Annotated in this window: 21 protein-coding genes; 9 read left to right on the top strand and 12 right to left on the bottom strand. The window is 69.5% G+C overall.

What is annotated here, in order from left to right; genetic code table 11:
* Nucleotides 1-4: 4 nt before the first annotated feature.
* The gene (cobN, locus tag AC1DTF_RS00845) at nt 5-3,601 is read right to left on the bottom strand and encodes a cobaltochelatase subunit CobN (protein WP_477472666.1); all 3,597 of its coding nucleotides are present in this window, start codon (nt 3,599-3,601) and stop codon (nt 5-7) included.
* A gap of 379 nt (nt 3,602-3,980) precedes the next feature.
* On the opposite strand from cobN, the gene AC1DTF_RS00840 reads away from it, so the two are divergent.
* Nucleotides 3,981-4,922 carry a TauD/TfdA dioxygenase family protein gene (locus AC1DTF_RS00840; RefSeq protein ID WP_477472665.1) on the top strand — a complete coding sequence of 314 codons (942 nt, stop codon included), beginning with the start codon at nt 3,981-3,983 and terminating at the stop codon, nt 4,920-4,922.
* Between the two features lie 4 nt (nt 4,923-4,926).
* On the opposite strand, the gene AC1DTF_RS00835 is transcribed toward AC1DTF_RS00840, so the two are convergent.
* The gene (locus AC1DTF_RS00835) at nt 4,927-5,130 is read right to left on the bottom strand and encodes a hypothetical protein (RefSeq protein WP_477472664.1); all 204 of its coding nucleotides are present in this window, start codon (nt 5,128-5,130) and stop codon (nt 4,927-4,929) included.
* A 138-nt stretch (nt 5,131-5,268) separates the two neighbouring features.
* On the opposite strand from AC1DTF_RS00835, the gene cobG reads away from it, so the two are divergent.
* The 5 genes from cobG to AC1DTF_RS00810 are packed head-to-tail and all read left to right on the top strand — an operon-like array spanning nt 5,269 to nt 10,313.
* Nucleotides 5,269-6,399 (top strand): precorrin-3B synthase, encoded by a 1,131-nt coding sequence (cobG, locus tag AC1DTF_RS00830; protein ID WP_477472663.1) that lies wholly within the window; start codon nt 5,269-5,271, stop codon nt 6,397-6,399.
* Nucleotides 6,400-6,408: 9 nt separating this feature from the next.
* Nucleotides 6,409-7,035 (top strand): precorrin-8X methylmutase, encoded by a 627-nt coding sequence (locus AC1DTF_RS00825; RefSeq protein ID WP_477472662.1) that lies wholly within the window; start codon nt 6,409-6,411, stop codon nt 7,033-7,035.
* Nucleotides 7,032-8,534 (top strand): precorrin-2 C(20)-methyltransferase, encoded by a 1,503-nt coding sequence (locus AC1DTF_RS00820; protein WP_477472661.1) that lies wholly within the window; start codon nt 7,032-7,034, stop codon nt 8,532-8,534. Before AC1DTF_RS00825 ends, AC1DTF_RS00820 begins: the two co-directional genes overlap by 4 nt.
* A gap of 52 nt (nt 8,535-8,586) precedes the next feature.
* Nucleotides 8,587-9,267, top strand: coding sequence for a TetR/AcrR family transcriptional regulator (locus AC1DTF_RS00815; RefSeq protein WP_477472660.1), 681 nt, complete (start codon nt 8,587-8,589; stop codon nt 9,265-9,267).
* Nucleotides 9,264-10,313, top strand: coding sequence for a phosphotransferase family protein (locus tag AC1DTF_RS00810; protein WP_477472659.1), 1,050 nt, complete (start codon nt 9,264-9,266; stop codon nt 10,311-10,313). Before AC1DTF_RS00815 ends, AC1DTF_RS00810 begins: the two co-directional genes overlap by 4 nt.
* Here the strand turns inward: AC1DTF_RS00810 and AC1DTF_RS00805 are convergent.
* From AC1DTF_RS00805 to AC1DTF_RS00790, 4 genes are read right to left on the bottom strand one after another with little or no spacing between them, the layout of a single operon-like run.
* Nucleotides 10,306-11,031, bottom strand: a complete 726-nt coding sequence (locus AC1DTF_RS00805; RefSeq protein WP_057165280.1) for a cobalt-precorrin-6A reductase — start codon at nt 11,029-11,031, stop codon at nt 10,306-10,308. The two genes, AC1DTF_RS00810 and AC1DTF_RS00805, sit on opposite strands and share 8 nt — an antisense overlap.
* On the bottom strand, nt 11,031-11,786 hold the full coding sequence (cobM, locus tag AC1DTF_RS00800; protein WP_477472658.1) for a precorrin-4 C(11)-methyltransferase: 756 nt from the start codon (nt 11,784-11,786) through the stop codon (nt 11,031-11,033). The genes AC1DTF_RS00805 and cobM overlap by 1 nt, the downstream gene beginning before the upstream one ends.
* Nucleotides 11,783-12,961, bottom strand: coding sequence for a precorrin-6y C5,15-methyltransferase (decarboxylating) subunit CbiE (gene cbiE, locus AC1DTF_RS00795; protein WP_477472657.1), 1,179 nt, complete (start codon nt 12,959-12,961; stop codon nt 11,783-11,785). The genes cobM and cbiE overlap by 4 nt, the downstream gene beginning before the upstream one ends.
* A gap of 22 nt (nt 12,962-12,983) precedes the next feature.
* Nucleotides 12,984-13,727 (bottom strand): SDR family NAD(P)-dependent oxidoreductase, encoded by a 744-nt coding sequence (locus tag AC1DTF_RS00790; RefSeq protein WP_477472656.1) that lies wholly within the window; start codon nt 13,725-13,727, stop codon nt 12,984-12,986.
* A 35-nt stretch (nt 13,728-13,762) separates the two neighbouring features.
* On the opposite strand from AC1DTF_RS00790, the gene AC1DTF_RS00785 reads away from it, so the two are divergent.
* Nucleotides 13,763-14,188 (top strand): F420-dependent biliverdin reductase, encoded by a 426-nt coding sequence (locus tag AC1DTF_RS00785; RefSeq protein ID WP_477472655.1) that lies wholly within the window; start codon nt 13,763-13,765, stop codon nt 14,186-14,188.
* A gap of 3 nt (nt 14,189-14,191) precedes the next feature.
* On the opposite strand, the gene AC1DTF_RS00780 is transcribed toward AC1DTF_RS00785, so the two are convergent.
* Together AC1DTF_RS00780 and AC1DTF_RS00775 are read right to left on the bottom strand one after the other, a co-directional pair.
* Nucleotides 14,192-15,328, bottom strand: coding sequence for a M24 family metallopeptidase (locus AC1DTF_RS00780; RefSeq protein WP_477472654.1), 1,137 nt, complete (start codon nt 15,326-15,328; stop codon nt 14,192-14,194).
* A 10-nt stretch (nt 15,329-15,338) separates the two neighbouring features.
* The gene (locus AC1DTF_RS00775) at nt 15,339-15,734 is read right to left on the bottom strand and encodes a VOC family protein (protein ID WP_477472653.1); all 396 of its coding nucleotides are present in this window, start codon (nt 15,732-15,734) and stop codon (nt 15,339-15,341) included.
* 21 nt (nt 15,735-15,755) lie between these two features.
* Here AC1DTF_RS00775 and AC1DTF_RS00770 point away from each other — a divergent pair, with 21 nt between their 5' ends.
* A complete protein-coding gene (locus tag AC1DTF_RS00770; protein ID WP_477472652.1) occupies nt 15,756-16,595 on the top strand; it encodes a hypothetical protein in 840 nt (279 codons plus the stop codon).
* The gene (locus tag AC1DTF_RS00765; protein WP_477472651.1) at nt 16,592-17,551 is read left to right on the top strand and encodes a 5'-3' exonuclease; all 960 of its coding nucleotides are present in this window, start codon (nt 16,592-16,594) and stop codon (nt 17,549-17,551) included. The genes AC1DTF_RS00770 and AC1DTF_RS00765 overlap by 4 nt, the downstream gene beginning before the upstream one ends.
* Nucleotides 17,552-17,605: 54 nt before the next feature.
* Here the strand turns inward: AC1DTF_RS00765 and AC1DTF_RS00760 are convergent, their stop codons facing one another.
* The 4 genes from AC1DTF_RS00760 to tatA all read right to left on the bottom strand — a co-directional run bounded on the left by AC1DTF_RS00760 (nt 17,606) and on the right by tatA (nt 22,394).
* Nucleotides 17,606-18,352 (bottom strand): DUF4333 domain-containing protein, encoded by a 747-nt coding sequence (locus tag AC1DTF_RS00760; RefSeq protein ID WP_477472650.1) that lies wholly within the window; start codon nt 18,350-18,352, stop codon nt 17,606-17,608.
* A 38-nt stretch (nt 18,353-18,390) separates the two neighbouring features.
* Nucleotides 18,391-21,129 (bottom strand): DEAD/DEAH box helicase, encoded by a 2,739-nt coding sequence (locus AC1DTF_RS00755; protein ID WP_477472649.1) that lies wholly within the window; start codon nt 21,127-21,129, stop codon nt 18,391-18,393.
* Nucleotides 21,119-22,063 carry a twin-arginine translocase subunit TatC gene (gene tatC, locus AC1DTF_RS00750; protein WP_477472648.1) on the bottom strand — a complete coding sequence of 315 codons (945 nt, stop codon included), beginning with the start codon at nt 22,061-22,063 and terminating at the stop codon, nt 21,119-21,121. Before tatC ends, AC1DTF_RS00755 begins: the two co-directional genes overlap by 11 nt.
* A 79-nt stretch (nt 22,064-22,142) precedes the next feature.
* The gene (gene tatA / locus AC1DTF_RS00745; protein WP_057165574.1) at nt 22,143-22,394 is read right to left on the bottom strand and encodes a Sec-independent protein translocase subunit TatA; all 252 of its coding nucleotides are present in this window, start codon (nt 22,392-22,394) and stop codon (nt 22,143-22,145) included.
* Nucleotides 22,395-22,415: the final 21 nt, after the last annotated feature.

Genomic DNA, 22,415 nt, shown 5'->3' with positions numbered 1-22,415 from the left:
GGGCTCAGCCTTCCAGTTCGCCCTCGGTCTCCAGCAGCACCTGCTTGAGGCCGTCGAGCGTGGCGGCATCCGGTGCCGCCCACATGCCGCGCCCGGCCGCCTCCAGCAGTCGCTCGGCCATCCCGTGCAGCGCCCACGGGTTGGACTCGTTCATGAACTTGCGGTTCTCGTCGTCGAGCACGTAGGTCTGGCTGAGTTGTTCGTACATCCAGTCCGCCATCACATGCGCGGTGGCGTCGTAGCCGAACAGGTAATCCACGGTGGCGGCCATCTCGAAGGCGCCCTTGTAGCCGTGCCTGCGCATGGCGTTGATCCAGCGGGGGTTGACCACGCGGGCCCGGAACACCCGGGTGGTCTCCTCGCTGAGGGTCCGGGTGCGCACTGCGTCGGGGCGGGTGTTGTCGCCGATGTAGGCGGCCGGGTCCTTGCCGGTCAGCGCGCGCACGGTGGCGATCATGCCGCCGTGGTACTGGAAATAGTCGTCGGAGTCGGCGATGTCGTGCTCGCGGGTGTCGGTGTTCTTCGCCGCCACCGCGATTCGCCGGTAGGCCCGGTTCATCTGGTCGGTCGCCGGCGCGCCATCGAGACCGCGCCCGTAGGCGAAGCCGCCCCAGGCGGTGTACACCTCGGCCAGGTCCTGGTCGTCGCGCCAGTTGCGGCTGTCGATGAGCTGCAGCAGGCCCGCGCCGTACGTTCCCGGCTTGGACCCGAAAATTCTTGTGGTGCTGCGTCGTTCGTCACCGTGTTCGGCCAGGTCGGCCTGCGCGTGGGCCCGCACGTAGTTGTCCTCCGGGCCTTCGTCCAGTCCGGCGACCAACGCGACGGCGTCGTCGAGCATGGTGACCACATGCGGGAAGGCGTCCCGGAAGAACCCGGAGATACGGACCGTCACGTCGATGCGTGGCCTGCCCAGCTCCTCCAGCGAGATCGGTTCCAGGTCCACCACCCGGCGCGACGCGTCATCCCAGATCGGGCGGACGCCGAGCAGCGCCAGCACTTCGGCGATGTCGTCGCCCGAGGTGCGCATCGCCGAGGTGCCCCACACCGAGAGGCCGACCGAGGGCGGCCAGGTCCCGTAGTCCTCGCGGTACCGGGTCAACAGCGAATCGGCCATGGCGACACCGGTTTCCCAGGCCAGCCGCGACGGCACCGCCTTGGGATCCACCGAATAGAAGTTGCGTCCGGTCGGCAGCACGTTGACCAGACCGCGCAACGGGGAACCGGACGGGCCGGCCGGGATGTAGTGGCCGTCCACGGCCCGCAGCACCGCGTCGATCTCCCCGTCGGTGCCCCGCAGGCGGGGCACCACCTCGGTGGCGGCGAAGCGCAGGATCTCACCGATGACAGGGTCATCTGTGAGGCCGTCGACCGCCGCAGCGTCCCAGCCGCTGTCCTGCAGGCCGGCCACCAGTGCGCGGGCGGCGGATTCGGCGGCGTCGACCGCGGTGCGTTCGTCGGCGCCGTCCTCGGCGAGCCCGAGTGCCTGACGCAGGCCGGGCACGGTGTGCTCGCCGCCGAACAACTGGCGGGCCCGCAGGATGGCCAGCACCAGATCGAGTTCGGACTCCCCCGTGGGCGCCTGCCCCAGGATGTGCAGGCCGTCGCGGATCTGCACATCCTTGATCTCGCAGAGCCAGCCGTCGACGTGCAGCAGCATGTCGTCGAAGGAGTCCTCGTCGGGCCGGTCCTCCAGGCCCAGATCGTGGTCCATCTTCGCCGCGCGCATCAACGTCCAGATCTGCTGACGGATGGCGGGCAGTTTCGACGGATCGAGGGCGGAGAGATTCGAGTGCTCGTCGAGTAGCTGTTCCAGCCGGGCGATATCGCCGTAGGTCTCGGCGCGGGCCATCGGCGGGATGAGGTGGTCGACCAGCGTCGCGTGGGCCCGCCGCTTGGCCTGGGTGCCCTCGCCGGGATCGTTGACCAGGAAGGGGTAGATCAGCGGGAGGTCGCCGAGTGCGGCGTCGGTGCCGCAGTCCGCGCTCATGCCCAGCGTCTTGCCCGGCAGCCATTCCAGGTTGCCGTGCTTGCCGAGGTGGATGACGGCGTCGGCCTTGAATGCGCCCGTGTCACCGAACTGCCCGTCCAGCCAGCGGTAGGCGGCCAGGTAGTGATGGCTCGGCGGTAGATCGGGGTCGTGGTAGATGGCCACGGGGTTCTCGCCGAACCCGCGCGGCGGCTGCACGAGGATCACCACGTTGCCGGATTTCATTCCCGCGATGACGATCTCACCGTCGGGGTCGTGGCTGCGGTCGACGAACAGCTCGCCGGGCGGCGGTCCCCAGTGCTGCACCACCGCGTCGGACAGACCGGCGGGCAGCGTGGCGAACCAGCGCCGGTAGTCGGCCGCCGACACCCGGATCGGGTTGCGCGCCAACGTTTCCTCGGTGAGCCAGTCGGGGTCTTGTCCCCCGCGCTCGATCAGCGCGTGGATGAGCGCGTCACCATCCTCGGCGTCCACACCGGGAACCTCACCGATGTCGATGCCGTGCTCGCGCATGGCCCGTAGCAGGGCCACCGCGGAGGCCGGCGTGTCCAGGCCGACGGCATTGCCGATGCGCGCGTGTTTGGTCGGGTAGGCCGAGAACACCAGCGCGACCTGCTTGTCGGCGGCCGGGACGTGCCGCAACCGGGCGTGCCGCACGGCCAGTCCGGCCACCCGGGCGCAGCGTTCCGGGTCGGCGCTGTAGGTGATCAGCCCCTCGTCGTCGATCTCCTTGAACGAGAACGGGACGGTGATGATGCGGCCGTCGAACTCCGGCACCGCGACCTGGGTGGCGACGTCGAGCGGGGACATGCCGTCGTCGTTCTCCGACCACTTGGACCGGGAACTGGTCAGACACAGCCCCTGCAGGATCGGGACGTCCAGGGCGGCCAGGTGCGCGACGTTCCAGTTGTCATCGGTGCCGCCGGCACCGACGGTGGCCGGGGTGGCGCCGCCGGCGGCGAGCACGGTGGTGATGAGTGCATCCGCGGTGCCCAGCAGCTCGAGCAACTCGGGTTCGGCGGTCCGCAGGGAGGCGCAGTAGACCGGCAGCGGCCGGCCACCGGCCGCCACGATGGCATCGCAGAGCGCGGCGATGTAGCCGGTGTTCCCGGCCAGATGCTGGGCCCGGTAGTACAGCACCGCGACGGTCGGGCCTGCGGCATCGGTCTGCGGACGCTCCAGCACACCCCAGCCGGGGATGGCGACCGGCGGGTCGAAACCCTCGCCGGTCATGAGCAGTGTGTCGCTGAGGAAGGCGTGCAGGCCGCGCAGGTTCTCGGTGCCGCCCTGGGCCAGATAGATGTGGGCTTGCAGCGCGACGCCGGCCGGGACGGTCGAATGGCGCATCAGTTCGGCGTCGGGAGCCTGCTCTCCGGACAGCACCACGGTGGGCACCCCGAGGCCGACCAGGGTGTCGATGCCGTCTTGCCAGGCGCGGTACCCGCCGAGGATGCGGACGACGGCGATATCCACCCCGTCGAGCAGCTCAGCGAGCTCGCGGCCGAGTTCGTCCTGCAGCAGCCGGGACGGATTGGCCCAGCGATAGTCGGCACCACTGGCGCGCGCGGTGATCAGGTCGGTATCGGACGTAGACAGCAGCAGCACGGTCGGCACTGCTCAATCCTGCCTCACCACGCGCGCCGCGTGGTCTGCCGGTCAGCGGTCGGAGCGGCTCCAGCGGCCGTACCAGGAGTCGCGGTAGGGGACGGAGATGGCGGCGAACACGAGCGCGACGCCCGTGGCGATGGCGATGAGTGAGGCCATGTCATGGCCTCCTTCCTGAACGGGTACCGGCGGTACCGGGTTGATGATCGAAACGTAGCCCCAGGATGCGTCGGCATCGGCTTTCTGTGCCTGAGCAGACAGGTGGCCGAATTATGTGATGCATGTCATATTCAGGCCGTCGGCACCGTCGTCACCTGCGCGTTCAGGAGTTCGAATCCGGCTTAGCCAAACCGTTTACGTCGCGGGCCGCGGCTGGCGCAATGGATCCATGACCCTTCGCACCTCACTGGATGTCGTCAAACTCGGTGCCCACATCGGCGCCCGTATCGATGGTGTGCGGCTGTCCGCCGATCTCGACGAGTCGACGGTGGCCGCGATCAACGACGCGCTGCTGACCCACAAGGTCATCTTCTTCCGTCATCAGGACGATCTCGACGACGACGGTCAACTGGCGTTCGCGCAACGCCTCGGCACCACGACCGCGGCCCACCCGACCGTGCTGTCGCGCGGCACCCGGGTGCTGCCCATCGACTCCCGATACGACAAGGCCAACAGCTGGCACACCGACGTCACCTTCGTGGATCGCATCCCGAAGGCCTCCCTGCTGCGCGCGGTGGCACTGCCCGAGTACGGCGGCACCACGGTGTGGGCCAACACCCAGACCGCCTACGAACAGTTGCCCCCGGCCCTGCGCGCACTGGCGGAGAACCTGTGGGCGGTGCACACCAACACCTATGACTACGCCGCGGACTATGACGGCCGGCACGAGCAGGTCGCCGACACCGTCCGCGCGCACCGCGAGGAGTTCGAGTCCGCCTACTTCGAGACCGAGCACCCGGTGGTGCGGGTGCATCCGGAAACCGGCGAGCGGGTGCTGTTGCTCGGCCACTTCGTCAAACGGTTCGCCGGGCTCGGATCCACCGAGTCTGCGGCCTTGTTCGGTTTGCTGCAGGCGCGGATCACCAAGCTGGAGAACACTGTTCGCTGGAGCTGGGAGCCCGGCGATCTGGCCATCTGGGACAACCGGGCCACCCAGCACTACGCGGTCTCCGATTACGACGACCAGTTCCGGCGGCTCAGCCGGGTGACCTTGGCCGGCGATATCCCCGTCGACGTGGCGGGCAGGCCCAGCCGGGTCATCGCCGGGGATGCCTCGAGCTACTCGGCCGTGGTCGACCCGGTGCCGGGCCGGCACGCGAAGGCCAGCTGATTCGCTACAGACGTCCCATCTCGCGGGACATCAGCCCGTCCTCGAGGAATTCGTAGCGTTGGCACTCGTGTTTCTCCTCGTACTCGAACACGGCGTGCGCCCGCTCCCCCGCGTGGTGCACCGCATCGGTGACGCGGTGCAGGTCGGGGTGCGGCAGGTGCGGGTGAGGCAGATGAGGATGGGGCAGATGAGCTGTCAGATGGGACATTTCGGGTCCTCCTACACTCGGGACGACGGATGCGCCGCCATTGCGTAGACGCTACGAGCGGGCAGGACACGACGACCGCGTAGTTCACTACTCGTATTTCGGAGATCGGATTCGGTGCGCGCTGAGTACCGTGGACCCGTGAGCCGTACCCGTGATCAGGACGCCTGCCCCGGCGCCCTGCAGGTCCACCAGGCAGCCGACGGTGCGCTGATGCGGGTGCGCCTGCCCGGCGGCGTCATCTCGGCGACCGCTCTGGAGACGCTGGCCCACCTCGCCGCCGACTGCGGCGGCGGAGCGCTGGAACTGACATCGCGCGGCAGCCTGCAGATCCGCGGCATCACCGACCCGGGACGGGTGGCCGACGCACTCGCCGGCGCGGGCCTGCTGCCGTCCCCGACCCATGAACGGGTCCGCAACATCGTGTCCTCGCCGCTGTCCGGCCGCAGCGGCGGCCTGGCGGACGTGCGGGGCTGGGTCGGCGATCTGGACCGGGCGCTGCAGCAGGACCCGGCGCTGGCCGCACTGCCGGGCCGATTCTGGTTCTCCATCGACGACGGCCGCGGCGATGTGTCCGGGCTGCACGCCGACGTCGGGGTGCAGTGCGGTGACACGGGTGTCGCCCTACTGCTCGCCGGCGCGGACACCGGTATCCGGTTGTCCGCCGATGACGCGGTGCACACCATGGTCGAGATCGCCAAACGGTTCCAGGCGGTGCGTGGAAAGCGCTGGCGTGTCACCGAACTCGACGACCCCAGCGCACTGATCGGCGATCTCTCCGTCACCGTGCCGGACCCGGCGGACCGGTACCCCCACCACACCGGACGTCCTCCGGTCGGCTGGATACCGCAGCCGCTGGATCCTGTTGCGAACCGGGTGGCGCTGGGCGCGGCGGTCCCGCTGGGCGTGCTGCCGGCCCGCACCGCCGAATTCCTGGCCGCCATCGAGGCGCCGATCGTGGTGACACCGTGGCGATCGATCCTGGTCTGCGATCTCACCGAGGAGGTCGCCGACACCTCGTTGCGGGTGCTGGCTCCGCTGGGCCTCGTCTTCGACGAGAACTCCCCGTGGTTGACGGTGAGTGCCTGCACGGGAAGTCCTGGCTGTGACAAATCTCTCTCCGATGTGCGCGCCGACGCACGGGCCGCGCTGACCGAGGGCGCACCGGGGGTCCATCGTCATTTTGTTGGCTGCCCACGGGCCTGCGGCAGCCCGCGGGGCGCCGAGGTACTGGTGGCCACCGGACACGGCTACGAGGGGCGCCACCCGTAGGGTGATCGGGTGCTCGATTACACCCGCGACGCTGCGGAAATCTATCGCCAATCCTTCGCGACCATCCGGGACGAAGCAGACCTGACCCGCTTCCCCGATGACATCTCACGCGTCGTGGTCCGGCTCATCCACACCTGCGGTCAGGTCGACGTCACCGACCATGTCGCCTTCACCTCCGATGTCGTCGCCCGCACCCACGCGGCGCTGGCCGCGGGCGCACCGGTGCTCTGCGATTCGTCGATGGTGGCCGCCGGTATCACCCGCTCCCGGCTGCCCGCCGACAACGAGGTCGTGTCACTGGTCGCCGATCCGCGCGCCGCCGACCTGGCCCCCCAGCTCGGCAGCACCCGTTCCGCGGCAGGCGTCGACCTGTGGGCCGACCGGTTGGGCGGCGCGGTGCTTGCGATCGGCAATGCCCCCACCGCGCTCTTCCGGCTGCTCGAACTGCTCGACGAGGGCGCACCGGTGCCCGCGGCGGTGCTGGGCGGCCCGGTCGGGTTCGTGGGCTCCGCACAGTCCAAGGACGAACTGATCGCCCGGCCGCGCGGCATGTCGTATCTGGTGGTGAAGGGCCGGCGCGGGGGCAGCGCGATGGCCGCGGCCGCCGTGAATGCGATTGCGAGCGAACGCGAATGACGAATATCTCCACGGCAAAGGGCACCCTCTACGGCGTCGGCCTGGGTCCCGGTGACCCGGAGCTGGTGACGGTCAAGGCGGCCCGGCTGATCGGCGAGGCCGACGTCGTCGCCTACCACAGTGCGCGACACGGCCGGAGCATCGCGCGCCGGATCGCCGAGCAGTACCTGCGCGAGGGCCAAATCGAGGAACACCTGGTTTATCCGGTGACCACGGAGACCACCGAGCATCCCGGCGGCTATGCCGGTGCGATGGAGGATTTCTACGCCGAATCCGCCGACCGCATCGCCGTACATCTGGACGCCGGGCGCAACGTGGCACTGCTGGCCGAGGGCGACCCGCTGTTCTACAGCTCATACATGCACATGCACACCCGGCTCACCGAGCGGTTCGAGGCCGTCATCGTGCCCGGCGTGACGTCGGTGAGTGCGGCGTCGGCAGCCACCGGTACCCCGTTGGTGCAGGGCGACGAGGTGCTGACCATCCTGCCCGGCACGCTGCCCGCAGCCGAGTTGACCCGCCGCCTCGCCGATACCGACGCCGCCGTCATCATGAAGCTGGGTAAATCCTATCCGGAAGTCCGGCAAGCACTTTCGGAGACCCACCGGCTGGACCGGGCGTTCTACGTGGAACGGGCCAGCACCGATCAGCAGCGTGTGCTCGCGGCAAGTGAGGTCGACGAGACCTCGGTGCCCTACTTCTCCATCGTGATGCTGCCCGGCGAGGCGGCCGCACCGCGCAACCGTCCTTCCGCCGTCGCTTCGCTCGCCCCGAGAGGCAGCGTGGCGGTGGTCGGGCTCGGTCCCGGCGATCTGGACTGGATCACCCCGCAGGCGCGCCGCGAACTGGCCGCTGCCACCGACCTGATCGGCTACTTCCCCTATCTCGACCGGGTCGGCGCCCGCGCCGGACAGACCCGGCATGCCAGCGACAACACCGATGAACCGGCGCGTGCCCGGCTGGCCTGCGAACTGGCCCGGCAGGGCCGCGCGGTGGTGGTGGTGTCCTCCGGTGACCCCGGCGTGTTCGCGATGGCCACCGCGGTGCTCGAGGAGGCCGTGGACTGGCCCGATGTCGAGGTCCGGGTGATCCCTGCGATGACCGCGGCGCAGGCCGTGGCCAGCCGGGTCGGTGCGCCACTGGGCCACGACTACGCCGTCATCTCGCTCTCGGACCGCCTCAAGCCGTGGGAGATCATCGCTGCCCGGGTCAGTGCGGCGGCGGCCGCCGACATGGTGATCGCGGTGTACAACCCGGCGTCGAAAACCCGCACCTGGCAGGTCGGCGAGATGCAGAAGCTGCTGCTGGAACACCGCGATGCCGGCACCCCGGTGGTGATCGGCCGCGATGTCGCCGGCCCGAACGAGACGGTACGGGTGGTGGCGCTCGGCGATCTGGATCCCGCCGAGGTGGACATGCGCTGTCTGCTGATCATCGGCTCCTCGCAGACCCGCTGGCACGGTGACACGGTGTTCACGCCGCGCAACTACCCGGGCTGACAACTGTCGAGAATCGTTGACAGTTGTCAGAGGCGGGGATAATGTCCCGCTGGTGCAGCCGGGCAACGATGTCGTCGAGCAGTCGGTTTCTGCTGCCCGCTCGGTGACCGACCGGCGCCAACCGCAGCGCAGCGATCAGCGCCGCAGCGCCATCCTGGCCGCCTTCGACGACGCGCTGCGGGCCCGCGGTTTCGAGGCGGTCAACATCGCCGACGTCGCCGCCGCCGCCGGTGTCAGCCGGTCGGCGTTCTACTTCTACTTCGAGAACAAGGCCGCCGCGGTGGCCGCCCTGCTGGAGTCGATGTACGACGACGTCTTCGCCGCCAGTGACATCGTGACCGCCTCCACCGGGTCACCGCGGTGGCGGATCCACGCCATGCTGGAGGCGCTCATGGAAACCGGTGCGGCGCACCGGTACCTGTTCACCGCCATGCTGGATGCGCGCGCCGCGAGCAGTGCGATCCGCGAGATCTGGGACAACTCACGCGAGGCATTCGTCCCGGCCATCGCGGCCATGATCGAGGCCGAGCGCGCCGCCGGTCGCGCGCCCGCCGGTCCCGCCGCCGAGGTGCTGGCCGGTCTGCTGCTCGAGCTCAACGACCGCATTCTCGAGCGCTTCACCCTCGGCGGACCCCGTACCCGTGCTGAGCTCGTCATCGGCGCGGAAACCATCTGGCTGCACACCATTTACGGCACGGCGATCGGAGTAGATGAAATGCGAGAGACGCCATGAGCAACCCGATCCCCCGCGGCCCCGAGGATGTGACGCCGGCCTGGCTGGGCGCGGTGCTGGACGCCGATGTGCGCAGTGTCGGCACCGCCCCCATCGGTACCGGTCAGACCGGCGCCACCTACCGGTTGACGGTGCAGTACGGCACCGAGACCGACCTGCCTGCCAGCTTCGCCGTCAAGCTGCCGTCCCAGGACGACACGGTCCGCGACCGGGTCGCGATCGGATACCGCTCCGAGCACGCGTTCTACACCAATGTGGCCGACCTGGTGCAGATCCCCATCCCGCGCAACTTCCACTGTGAGATCGGCGGCGAGGGTGCCGATTTCGTGCTGTTGCTGGCCGATATGGCGCCCTCCGAGCAGGGCGACCAGATCGCCGGGTGCAGTGCGGCCGAGGCTCAGCTGGCCGTGCGGGCCCTTGCCGGGCTGCACGCACCCAGTTGGTGTGAACCGAAACTGACCGACTTCCCCGGTATCGCCATGCCCAAGCCGGACGCCGCAATGGCCTCCGGTATGGGCGATGTGGCCAAGATGGCCACCGATATCACCCTGGAGAAACTCGGCGACCGGATGACCGCCGAGGACCGGGCCACCCTGTCGGCATCCATGTCGGTGGTGACACCCTGGCTGCTGACCGAGCCGGACAGGTTCGCGCTGCTGCACGGTGACTACCGGCTGGACAACATGCTGTTCGATCCGGACCGGACACAGATCACCGTGGTGGACTGGCAGACATTGGGGTCAGGTCTTCCGGCAAGGGATCTCGCGTACTTCACCGGGACCAGCCTGGACCCGGTGACCCGCGCGGCCGCCGAACGGGACCTGGTGGCCGAGTACCACGCCGGCCTGGTGGCGCTCGGTGTCGCCGGCTACGACGYGGACACCTGCTGGCGCGATTACCGCCTGGGCATGTTGCAGGCGCCGCTGATCATCGTGTTCGGGGTGGCCTTCGCCAACTCCACCGAGCGCGGTGACGACATGATGCTGGCGATGGCCGAACGTTCGTGCCGGGCGATCCGCGAGCTCGACACCCTCACCCTCATCTGAGCCCGGTCAGCCAATCGGCGGCAGCGTCCACGGTGTGCACCACGCGCACACCGGCCGGCAGTGCGGGTCTGCTGACCATGATGACGGGCACCCCGAGCTCGGCGGCCGCCTCGAGTTTCGCATGCGTCATGGCACCACCGCTGTTCTTGGTCACCAGCGCATCGATTCCGAACTCCCGCAACAGATCACGCTCGCCCTCGACGCGGTAGGGCCCMCGCGAGAGCAGCACCTCATGTTGCGCCGGCAGCAGTGGGTCCTCCGGTGCGGTCACCGCACGGATCAGGAACCACGCATCGGCATCCTTGAACGCCGCGGTGCCCGAACGTCCGGTGGTGAGGAACACCCGCCGGTAGCCGTGGCGTGCGACCACCTCGGCGGCCTCGGTGTCGGAACCGACGACGATGGCGTCACCGTCCGGCCAGGCCGGGCGGGCCAGCACCAGATGGGGCAGGCCGGCCTGTGCGGCGGCTTGTGCGGCATTGGCGGTGATGGTCGCGGCGAAGGGATGGGTGGCATCCACCACGGTGGTGATGTCGTTGCCGCGCAACCACTCCGCCAAGCCGTCGGCGCCGCCGAACCCGCCGATGCGCACCTCGCCGACCGGCAGCGCCGGATCGGGCACCCGTCCGGCCAGCGAGCTGATCACCGGGATGCCGGGGTGCAGCCGGGCGGCGAGCGCCCGAGCCTCCCCGGTGCCGCCGAGGAGCAGGACCCGCACTAGTGCCGGCTTCCGCGCCGGCGGCCCGACGAATACAGGTAGCTGTCGGTGAAGCCCGCGGCCGCCAGCACATCGCCGACGATGATGACCGCCGTGCGGGTGATCCCGGCGGCGTGCATCTGGCCGGCGACCTCCCCCAATGAGCAACGCAGCACCTGCTCCTTCGGCCAGCTCGCGAAGGCGACCACGGCACACGGGGTATCGGCGGTGTAGCCACCGGCGGTGAGCTGCTCGACGATGGTGTCGATCTGCGCCGCGGCCAGATGCAGCACCAGGGTGTTGCCTGGCGTGGACAACGCGGCCAGGGTTTCCTTTTCGGGCATCGCGGTGGACAGGGTGGCCACCCGGCTCAGCGTCACGGTCTGCGACACGCCGGGCACCGTCAGCTCACGGCCCACCGCGGCGGCCGCCGCCGCGAAAGCCGGTACGCCGGGTACGATCTCCCACCCGATGCCCAGGGCGTCGAGGCGCCGGCACTGCTCGGCCAGCGCGCTGTAGATCGACGGGTCCCCGGAGTGCAGTCGGGCCACATCGAGCCCGGCGGCGTCGGCATCCGCCAGTTCGCCGATGATCTGCTCCAGGTTCAGCGGCCCGGTGTCGATGACACGGGCGTCCTGCGGGCACTCCGCCAACAGGTCCTCGGGCATGATCGAGCCGGCGTACAGGCATACCTGGCAACGGTTCAGCAGCCGCTGTCCACGCACGGTGATGAGGTCGGCCGCACCCGGTCCCGCTCCGATGAAGTAGACCGTCACGGCTTGCCCACCACCCACTGGGTGACGGGGTAGGCCGGCCGGAATCCGGTGAATCCGCCGATCGGTTCGCCGCGGTAGTGCTGGAACCGGCGCAACTGGCCTCCTAGCGTCGAGTAGCGGTCGATGACTGCGGCCTCCGATTCTGCCGTGACGACATTGGCGACCAACCGGCCCCCGGCCGGTAACCGGTCGAAACAGGCGTCGAGCAACCCGGGCTCGGTGATACCGCCGCCGATGAAGATCACCGAGGGCTCCGCGGCGCCGTCGAAGTCGGTGGGGGCCGGGCCGCGCACCTCGACGTGCACCCCGAAGGCGATCGCGTTGGCGGCGATCCGGGACCGCCGTTGCTCGGAACGTTCGAAAGCCACCGCGGTACAACCCGATCCGCTGCGGCACCATTCGACGGCGATGCTCCCCGAGCCGGAGCCGACGTCCCACAGCCGTTCGCCGGGGCGCGGCCCCAACGCGGCCAGGGTCACCGCACGGATGCTCTGCTTGGTGATCTGCCCGTCGTGGGCGAAGCTGTCATCGGGCAGGGTGTGATACCGGCGCTCATCGGGCAGGTAGTGCACCGCAACGACATTCAGGTCGTCGATGTCGTCCGGCCCGGCGACGGCCCAGTCCCGGGCGAGTGCCGAACAACGCCGCTCCCCCGGCCCGCCCAGCTGCTCGAGCACGGTGAGCTCGGAGTCGCCGCGGCCCGTCTCGGTCAACAGCGCCGCCAGGGAGGCGGGGCCCGCGGCGTCGCGGCTGAGCACCACCGCGCGTCCCCCGCGGCGCACCGCGGTGTGAGCGGGGGCGGTGACCAGGCTGATGACCTCGGTGTCCTGCACGGGCCAGCCCATCCGGGCGCAGGCCAGCGTCACCGAGGACACGTGCGGCAGCACCCGCACCGACTCGGCGCCGAACCGGCGGATCAGGGTCGCGCCGATACCGTGCAACATCGGGTCACCGCTGGCCACCACATGCATATCGCCGTCATGGCTGCCGACGAGTTCGTCGAGTGCGGGCAGCAGCGGCGACGGCCACGTCCGGCGCTGCGCCCGCACGGTGCCGTCGAGCAGATCCAGCTGTCGGGGCGAACCGAAAACGACGGTGGCACCGGCAAGTTCGGCGCGCGCGGCCGCACCCAGGCCGGCCATGCCGTCGGCTCCGATGCCGATTACGATGATCATCTGCATCCTCTGCTCTTCGCGCTCATCGCCGCAACCTCCGCCAGATCGGGCCGGGCAACATCCTGAAGACTGCGGCGATGGCACCGACCTGCCACGGGATCCACACCGTGCGCCGCCCGCCGGCCAGTGCCTTCGCCGTCGCGGCGGCGACCTGCGCGGGGGTGCTGGAGAACGGCGCCGGCGTCATCCCCTCGGTCATCCGCCCGATCACGAAACCGGGGCGCACCACCAGCAGGCGCACCCCGGAACCGTGCAATGCGTCGGCGAGCCCGCTGCAGAAACCGTCCAGGCCCGCCTTGGCCGATCCGTACACGTAGTTGGCCCGGCGCACCCGCACCCCGGCGATCGAGGAGAACGTCACCAGGTCCCCGCCGCCGGCACGGCGCATCGCGTCTGCCAGCACGGTGAGCAGGCTCACCTGGGCCACGTAGTCGGTGTGCACGACCGCGACCGCGTGGTCGGCATCGGCCTCGGCGCGCGCTTGATCGCCGAGCACACCGAAGGTCAGGACCGCGGTGGCGATCGGGCCGTGAGCGGTTTCGATCGCCTCGACCAGCCCCCGGTGGGACGCGGTGTCGTCGGCGTCGAACTCCTGCACATGCACGGCGGTGGCCCCGGCCGCCCGGACCGCCGCCACCTGCACGGTCAGATCGTCCGCGCGGCGGGCGGCCAGGACGACGGTGCGTCCGCCGGCGATCCGCTGCGCGAGTTCCACGCCGATCTCGCTGCGCCCCCCGAATATGACGACGAGTCCCGTGTCCTCCATGGCTGTGATTATGTCCTGCGCTAGCGTGGACCCCGATGGCTGCATCTGGTCGCAAGGCAACAACCCGACTCACCAACGACGCGCTGGCATTTCTGACAGAGCGTCATCTGGCGATGCTGACCACGCTGCGGGGTGACAATTCGCCGCACGTCGTGGCGGTGGGTTTCACCTTCGACCCGACCACGCACATCGCCCGGGTGATCACCACCGGCGGTTCGCAGAAGGCGGTCAACGCCAAGGAGCGTGGGGTCGCCGTGCTCAGCCAGGTCGACGGCGCGCGCTGGCTGTCGCTGGAAGGTGCGGCCACCGTCAGCGGCGACGCCGACGATGTGCGCGATGCCGAGCTGCGTTATGCCCAGCGCTACCGCACCCCACGGGTGAACCCGCGCCGGGTGGTCATCGAGGTCCGGATCGAGCGGGTGCTGGGATCCTCGACGCTGCTGGACCGCAGCGAGGCCTGAGCCTCACACCGGCACCACGACCAGGTCGTGCGGACGCTGGTTCACCGATTCCACCCCGTCCTCGGTGACGATGACGATGTCCTCGATCCGCGCGCCCCACTGGCCGGGGAAGTAGATGCCGGGCTCCACCGAGAATGCCATGCCCGGCTCCAGGGTGATCTCGTTCCCGGAGACGATGTAGGGCTCTTCGTGCACCGACAGCCCGATACCGTGCCCGGTGCGGTGCACGAACACCTCGGCCAGGCCTTCGGCGGCCAGCACATCGCGCGCCACCGCATCGACCGAACCGGCGGTGATGCCCGGGCGGACCGCCCCGACGGCCTCGGCCTGGGCGCGTTGCAGCACCGCGTACCGGCGGGCGATCTCGGCGTCGGGCTCACCGATGCTGTACGTGCGGGTCGAGTCGGAGTTGTAGCCCGGCGCATACGGCCCGCCGATGTCGACGACGACGATGTCGCCGACCTGCAGCTCGCGGTCCGAGCATTCGTGATGTGGGTCCGCCCCGTTGGGGCCGGATCCGACGATGATGAACGCCACCTCCGAATGGCCTTCGGCGACAATGGCTTCGGCGATGTCTGCGGCGACGTCGGCTTCGGTGCGGCCGGACACCAGGAACTCCGGCACCCGCGCGTGCACGCGGTCGATGGCCGCGCCGGCCTTGCGCAGCGCGTCGACCTCGGCCGGGTCCTTGATCATCCGCAGCCTGCGCAGCACGTCGGTGGCCAGCACGGGCACCGCGCCCAGCACGTCGGCCAGCGGCAGCAGGTGCAGGGCCGTCATCGAATCGGTGACGGCGACGGTCACCGGCGCCACGCCCGATCCCCGCAGTGCCTGCGCGACCAACTCGTAGGGATTCTCGCCGTCCACCCAATCCTGAACCGTCGCACCGATTTCGGTCACCGCAGACTCGCGGAGCGCGGCCAGCTCCAGGCGTGGGACCACCACCGTGGGCGCCGACCCGTCGGCGGGCAGCACCAGCGCGGTGAGCCGCTCGAAGGTCTGCGCTCGTGAGCCCACCAGGTAGCGCAGGTCGTAGCCGGGGGTGATCACCAGGCCGGCAAGCCCGGCGCTCGCCGCACCTGCGGCGGCCGCCCGGACGCGCTGCGCGTAGACCTCGGTGCTGAAACGACTGCTGTCCATGAGGACGAGGTTAGTCATGCCCGCTATAGGTGGCGACCTCGACCAGGTTGCCCTCGGGGTCGCGGCAGTAGTGCGAGGTCATCGGGCCCAGCGCACCGGTCTTGGCGACCGGCCCTTCGGTGATTTGCACCCCGCGGGCCCGCAGATGCGCACCGACCGTGGCGGCGTCGGCGTCGACGATGAAGCAAAGATCCAGCGAGCCCGGCACATCGGCGTCCGCGGTCACCCAGTTCGGTGCCCCGGTGGGCCGCACATTGATCTTCTGGGCGCCGAACGCCAGCGCGGTGCGGCCGGCGCCGAACTCCTCGCGCCGCATGTTCAGCACCCTCACGTACCAGTCGATGGTGGCTTCGGTATCACGGCAATTCAGCACGACGTGGTCGATGCGATCCACAGTGAAGGTCATACCTCACGCTACTGTCAGGCGATGCTGAGGGATATCCGGGAGCTGAYCGATCAGCAGGAGGCCTACGCCGACGAGCTGCGGCGACGGTGGGGCGGGCTGCTCAGCTACCGCTACATCGGCCGGATGTATGCCTCGATGGACCCGCGCGATGTCGAGGACACCGTGACGGTGCGCCACGACATGCGCAATGCCGGTGGTGGACTGCTGTTTGCGGTGCTCGGCATCTCGGCACCCGAGAGCGGGCACATGTCGGATCTGGAGGCCGTGCCGAATCCGGTCATCCACTCCTGTCAGATCCTCGACCCCGGCCACGATGTGCGCCGCATCGAGATCGTCTCCGAGCCACTGAAACAGGGCAGGCAATTCGGTTACAGCCGGGCCGCGATCGTCGATGCGGACCGGCCCGACCGGGTACTCGCGCTGATCGAGGGCCAGGGGGTGAGCATCGGCGTGCCGCCCGGCGGCCTGCAGAAGATGGAGGTCGACAACATCGAGGTGATCGACTCACCCGATCTGCCTCCGCTGTGGCAGGTGTTCGGCGGATTCCGGCGCGAGGACGGGCTGTGGGGTCTGCCGGAACTGTCGGCCGAGGTCGCCTCCCCCGATGCCGCCCTGCACATCGGGCCGCAGTTCGTGATCCTGGAGACGGCGGCGATCGATGCCGCGGGCGGCGACGTGCAGGGTGTCTCGGCGCATGTGATGTTCCTGGCCCGCGGCAAGGCCGGCCCGTTCCGGGTGCAGACCGAGCGGGTTCCCGGCGCCGACGGCACCGTCGCGGTGCGGGTGCAACTCTACGACGAGGGAAATGAGGACAGGTTGGTCACGGTGGGTTCCTACGTCTTCCGCGTGCAGTCGTCATGACCGCCGATCGACCGGTGCTGCTGCTCGACGGCGCCAGCATGTGGTTCCGCTCGTTCTTCGGGGTGCCGTCCTCGATCACCGCCCCCGACGGCCGGCCGGTCAACGCGCTGCGCGGTTTCCTCGATGCCGTCTCCACCCTGGTCACCCAGCATCGGCCGGCCCGGCTGGTGGTCTGTCTCGATCTCGACTGGCGGCCGCAGTGGCGGGTGGACCGCATCCCGTCGTACAAGGCGCACCGCGTCGAGGAGGCCCGCCCCGACGGTGCCCCCGACGTCGAGGAGGTGCCCGATGAACTGACCCCGCAGGTCGACATGATCATGGCCGTGCTCGACGCGTTCGGCATCACCACCGCGGGCGCACCGGGATACGAGGCCGACGATGTGCTGGGCACGCTGGCCGCCGCCGAGCGCCGCGACCCCGTCATCGTGGTCAGCGGGGACCGGGATCTGCTGCAGTTGGTCGGCGACGACCCGGTCGCGGTGCGGGTGTTCTACATCGGCCGCGGCCTGAGCAAGGCGATCCTGTTCGGGCCCACCGAGGTCGCCGATACCTACGGCGTGCCGGTGGACCGTGCCGGGCCGGCCTACGCCGAACTGGCGCTGCTGCGCGGCGACCCGTCGGACGGGCTGCCCGGGGTTGCGGGCATCGGCGAGAAAACCGCGGCGACTCTGATGGCCCAGCACGGCTCGCTGTCCGCGATCGTCGCGGCCGCCGCCGATCCGTCATCGAAAATGCCTGCCGCCCAACGCAAGAAGCTGCTCGCCGCCGACGAGTACATCATCGCCGCCGAACCGGTGGTGCGGGTCGCCGTGGATGCCCCTGTCGCGCTGTCCACATCGTCCGACGTCCTGCCGCTGTCCGCGGCCGACCCGGCCCGGGTGGTGGCACTGGCCGAGGAGTACGGAGTGGTGTCATCGATCGGGCGTCTGCAGAAGGCACTCGACACGCTGCCCTGACACGCGAATGCCCGCGATACGGCGTATCGCGGGCATTCGTCGAGAGAGCGTGGACTACTTCGGGCGGCCGACCTCGTAGGTGCCGTTGTCGTCCTGGAACGTCACGGTGACCTGACGCTTGGTGCCGTCGATGCTGACCTGGCAGGTGAAGGTGTCGCCCTTCTTCACCTCGGGGCTGACACCGTCATTGCACTGGACGTCCTTGACGTTCTTGGCGCCGTATCCGTTGGCCTCGTCGGTCAGGATCTGCTGCACACCGGTCTGCGCGGCATCGACGTCCAGCGTGGTGGTGACAAAGAATCCGGGCTTCCAGAATCCGAGTACCAGCACCACCGCGACGATCACCGCGGCCAGCACACCGATCACGGTGCCGATGACGGCCAGCGACTTCTTCGAGCCCTCTTCGGAGCCGGTGGGCCCGTAGGGCGAATATTGCTGCTGGTCGTACTGACCGGGCTGGCCGTACTGGGGCGGCTGTCCGTACTGGGGCTGCCCGTAGGGCTGACCCGGCTGCTGACCGTACTGCGGGTACCCCTGCGGCGCGTACCCCGTGGGCTGCTGGCCGTACTGGTCGCCCTGCGGGGGCGGGTTGTACGCGGGCTGCTGATACTGCGGGTACTGCTGCGGCGCCTGCGGCTGCTGGTAGGCGGGCTGCTGCCAGGCCGGGGCATCGCCGGCGGCCTGCTCGGGTGTGGGCGGCGGCTGCCAGGCGGGCTGTTCACCCGGTGACGGGGCACCGCCGGACTGCGGCGGCTGGCCTGACCACGCCTGCGTGGGGTCAGATCCCTGCGGTCCGCTCATCGTGTCTCCTTGATCCGGGCTCGTTCTACGCCGCCACACTACCCTGCATCAACTGCTACGACGCCTCGTCGAATGTCGGTGATGGCGCGTTTCGCCGCTGTCCGCAGCGCCGGTGTGGGGGCGGCATTGCGCACCTGGTCCAGCAGATCCAGGACCTGACGGCACCACCGCACGAAATCTCCCGCGGACAGCGGGGATCCGCTGCCGCTGACATCGGATGCCGCCAGTGAGGAGGCCAAATCACCGGTGGTGGCCCACTGGTGGATGGCGGCCACGAAGCCGTCGTCGGGTTCGCGGCTGTGCGCAATGCGTTGCCGCTGTTCGTCACTGCGGATCTGGGCCCACAGCCGGCGGGTGCCCGCCAGCGCGCGCCGGATGCCCCCCGTCGGGATCTGCAGGCCCTGCGGGCCGGTGCCGTCACCGCGCGATTCGAACTGCACCGCGGACACCACGGCCGCCAGCTCGGCCGGTGCCAGACCCTCCCAGACGCCTTGGCGCAGGCACTCGGCGACCAAAAGGTCACTCTCGCTGTAGATCCGCGCGAGCAACCGCCCGTCCTCGGTGACCTTCGGCGTGTCGCCGGCCGGATCGATGAAGCCCCGCTCGGTCAGCAGCACCAGAATCTTGTCGAACGTGCGCGCCAGGGAATTGGTGGCGGCGGCGACCTTCTGCCGGATCTGCTCGTTGTCGCGTTCGATGCGCAGATAGCGCTCGGCCGCACGGACCTGGGCCTCGCGGTCGGCCGCGCCGTGGGCGGGATGGCGGCGCAGTTGGTCACGCAGCCCGGCCAGTTCGGGGTCCACATCACGGTCGACGCCGCCCTGCTCCCGGCGCCGGGACGGCACATCCAGGCCGGCGGCCGCCGACCGCAGCGCCGATGCCAGGTCACGGCGCACCCGGGGCTGGCGGTGCTCGACGCGCTTGGGCAGCGTCATCGATCCCAGCCGGGTGGACGCCCCGGAGTAGTCGGCCGACGAGATACGCCCGGCCCAGCGATGTTCGGTGAGGACCAGCGGCCGCGGGTCGTCGCTGTCGGGGGCGGGTTCGAGGACCACGGCCAGCCCACCCCGGCGGCCCTGGGTGATGGTGATGATGTCGCCGCGGCGCAAACCGGCCAGCGCCTCGTCGGCCGCCCGGCGCCGGTGCAGCCGCGATGCCCGCGACTGAGCGCGTTCCCGGGTGCTGATCTCGGCACGCAAGCGCGCGTATTCGAGCATCTCGGGGTCCAGCTCGGCGGCGATCTCGGCGAGCATGCGCTCCCCGCGTTCGACGCCTCGCACCAGGCCCACCACCGAACGGTCGGCCTGGTACTGCGCGAAGGACCGTTCCAGCAGTTGGCGCGCCAGGTCCGGGCCCATCTGCTGGACCAGGTTGATCGTCATGTTGTACGACGGCGCAAAGGAACTCTTCAGCGGGAAGGTGCGTGTCGAGGCCAGACCGGCGACCTCGGCGGGTTCCGCGGCGTTGTCATCGGCGTGCCACAGCACCACCGCGTGACCTTCGATGTCGATCCCGCGGCGACCCGCGCGCCCGGTCAGCTGGGTGTACTCCCCCGGCGTCAGCGGGGCGTGTTGCTCGCCGTTGTACTTGACCAGGCGCTCCAGCACCACGGTGCGGGCGGGCATGTTGATGCCCAAAGCCAGTGTCTCGGTGGCGAACACCGCCCGCACCAGCCCCGCGGTGAAGAGTTCCTCGACGGTGTGCCGGAAGACCGGCAGCATGCCCGCGTGATGGGCCGCCAGCCCCCGCAACAGGCCCTCGCGCCACTCGTAGTAGCCGAGCACGCCCAGATCGGATTGGGCGAGGTCGGCACACCGCCGGTCGATGACCTCGGTGATGCGGGCGCGTTCTTCGTCGTTGGTGAGTCGCAGCGGTGCGCGCAGGCACTGCTTGACCGCCGCATCGCAGCCGGCCCGGGAGAAGACGAAAGTGATTGCCGGAAGCAGTCCCTCGGCATCCAGGGTGGCGATGACATCGGGTCGCGACGGCCCGCGGTGCACGGTCGGGCGGCCCTGCCTGCCCCGGTTGCGGCCCCGCGGCTGCCAGTCCGCCAGCCGGTCGGCCTCACGGCGGTGCGCGATGTGACGCAGCAGGTTCGGGTCCACCAGGGTGGTCTGCCCACCACCCTCGAACAGGTCGAAGAGTCGCTTGCCGACCATCATGTGCTGAGAAAGCGGAACCGGTCGGTGCTCGTCGACCACCACGGTGGTGTCCCCGCGCACGGTCTGGATCCAGCCCCCGAACTCCTCGGCGTTGCTCACCGTGGCGGAGAGGCTGACCAGTCGCACCTCTTCGGGCAGGTGCAGGATGACCTCCTCCCACACCGCGCCGCGCATCCGGTCGGCCAGGAAGTGCACCTCGTCCATCACCACATGGGAAAGCCCCTGCAGTGCCGGCGAGTCGGCATAGAGCATGTTGCGCAGCACTTCGGTGGTCATGATGACCACCGGGGCGTCCGAGTTGATCGACTGGTCGCCGGTGAGCAACCCGACCCGGTCGGCGCCGTAGCGGCGCACGAGGTCGAGGTGCTTCTGGTTGCTCAGCGCCTTGATCGGGGTGGTGTAGAAGCACTTCCGGCCCGCCGCCAGTGCCAGGTGCACCGCGAACTCGCCGACGACGGTCTTGCCGGCTCCGGTCGGTGCGCAGACCAGCACTCCGTGGCCGGACTCCAGAGCGACACAGGCACGTACCTGGAAAGGATCGAGGCCGAAGGGAAGCTGCGCGGCGAAACCGAGCAGTTCCGGACCGGACTCAGGCGGCCCGGACTCAGGTGACATCGTCGTCGAACAATTTCTGGGAGGACACCGCGGTCGGCGGCGCGATCGGTTCGGCGGCCGGGATCGGCGCAGCCTCATCCTCGGGGACCTCGGCCAGCGCCTCGCGGCGGGCCTTGCGCTTGTCGTGCACGCGGGTGACCTGGATGGCGAGCTCGAGCAGCACGGTCAGCGCCAGCGCGAGCGCCAGCATGGAGAACGGGTCGGAACCCGGCGTCGCGAACGCGGCGAACACGAACAGCGCGAAGATCAGGCCGCGGCGCCACTCCTTGAGTTTCGCGTAGGGCAGCACGCCGATCACGTTGAGCATGATGATCAGCAGCGGGAACTCGAAGCTGATCCCGAACACCAGCAGCAGGTTGATCAGGAAGCCGAAGTACTGATCACCCGAGAGCGCGGTGACCTGGACGTCGCTGCCGACGGTGAGCAGGAAGCTCAACGCGGTGGACAACACCACGTAGGCCAGCACTGAGCCGCCGATGAACAGCACCGCGCCCACCCCGACGAACGCCATGCCGAAACGCCGTTCCTTGCGGTACAGGCCCGGGGTGATGAACGCCCAGAGCTGATACAGCCAGACCGGGCAGGCCAGCACGATCCCGGCGGTCAGGGCGACCTTCAGCCGCAACATGAACTGGTCGAACGGACCGGTGGCCAGCAATCGGCACTGCCCGTCGGGGGCGATGGTGGCGCGCGCGGACTCCGGCAGCGAACAGTACGGACCGCGAAGCCACTCGCCGAGGCTGTGGAAGCCGAAGACGCCGTGGGTGTACCAGAAGAAACCGACGATCGTGGTCAGCACCACCGCCGCGGTCGCAATCAGCAGCCGGTTGCGCAGTTCGGCGAGATGATCGACCAGCGACATGGTGCCGTCGGGATTCGCCCGGGCGCGTCGTTGGCGCGGGTCGAACCTCTTGAAAATTCCAGGGGGGTGCACGGGCAGCCTTAACGTCGATGCAGGCAGGCGCGCCCTATCGACGCGACATCACACCGCGATGGGACGGACTTGGCAGCTATCAGGCCGGTCGCTTGTCGCCGGACTGCTCGGGCGCAGGTGTCTCCACGCGCTCCGAGGTGACCGGGGTGGCGGGAAGCGGCGCGGCTTCCGGCTTGTCGGCGCCGTCGGCCTGCATCTCTTTGATCTCGGACTTGAAGATGCGCATCGACTTACCCAGAGAACGCGCTGCGTCCGGGAGCTTCTTGGCACCGAACAACAGAATGAAAGCCGCGATAACGATCAGCCAGTGCCACGGTTGAAGACCGCCCAATTCAAACACCTCCGCAAGTTG

Source organism: Mycobacterium sp. P4_H6, assembly GCF_056400845.1.
This window is presented reverse-complemented; position numbering and strand designations above follow the sequence as displayed.

Coding starts and splice junctions, on each gene's coding strand:
- AC1DTF_RS00835 (WP_477472664.1), bottom strand. CDS start 5,130: ATGTCCCATCTGACAGCTCATCTGCCCCATCCTCATCTGCCTCACCCG.
- AC1DTF_RS00765 (WP_477472651.1), top strand. CDS start 16,592: ATGACCGCCGATCGACCGGTGCTGCTGCTCGACGGCGCCAGCATGTGG.
- AC1DTF_RS00760 (WP_477472650.1), bottom strand. CDS start 18,352: ATGAGCGGACCGCAGGGATCTGACCCCACGCAGGCGTGGTCAGGCCAG.
- AC1DTF_RS00775 (WP_477472653.1), bottom strand. CDS start 15,734: ATGACCTTCACTGTGGATCGCATCGACCACGTCGTGCTGAATTGCCGT.
- AC1DTF_RS00790 (WP_477472656.1), bottom strand. CDS start 13,727: ATGGAGGACACGGGACTCGTCGTCATATTCGGGGGGCGCAGCGAGATC.
- cbiE (WP_477472657.1), bottom strand. CDS start 12,961: ATGATCATCGTAATCGGCATCGGAGCCGACGGCATGGCCGGCCTGGGT.
- AC1DTF_RS00755 (WP_477472649.1), bottom strand. CDS start 21,129: ATGTCACCTGAGTCCGGGCCGCCTGAGTCCGGTCCGGAACTGCTCGGT.
- AC1DTF_RS00820 (WP_477472661.1), top strand. CDS start 7,032: ATGACGAATATCTCCACGGCAAAGGGCACCCTCTACGGCGTCGGCCTG.
- AC1DTF_RS00785 (WP_477472655.1), top strand. CDS start 13,763: ATGGCTGCATCTGGTCGCAAGGCAACAACCCGACTCACCAACGACGCG.
- AC1DTF_RS00840 (WP_477472665.1), top strand. CDS start 3,981: ATGACCCTTCGCACCTCACTGGATGTCGTCAAACTCGGTGCCCACATC.
- AC1DTF_RS00780 (WP_477472654.1), bottom strand. CDS start 15,328: ATGGACAGCAGTCGTTTCAGCACCGAGGTCTACGCGCAGCGCGTCCGG.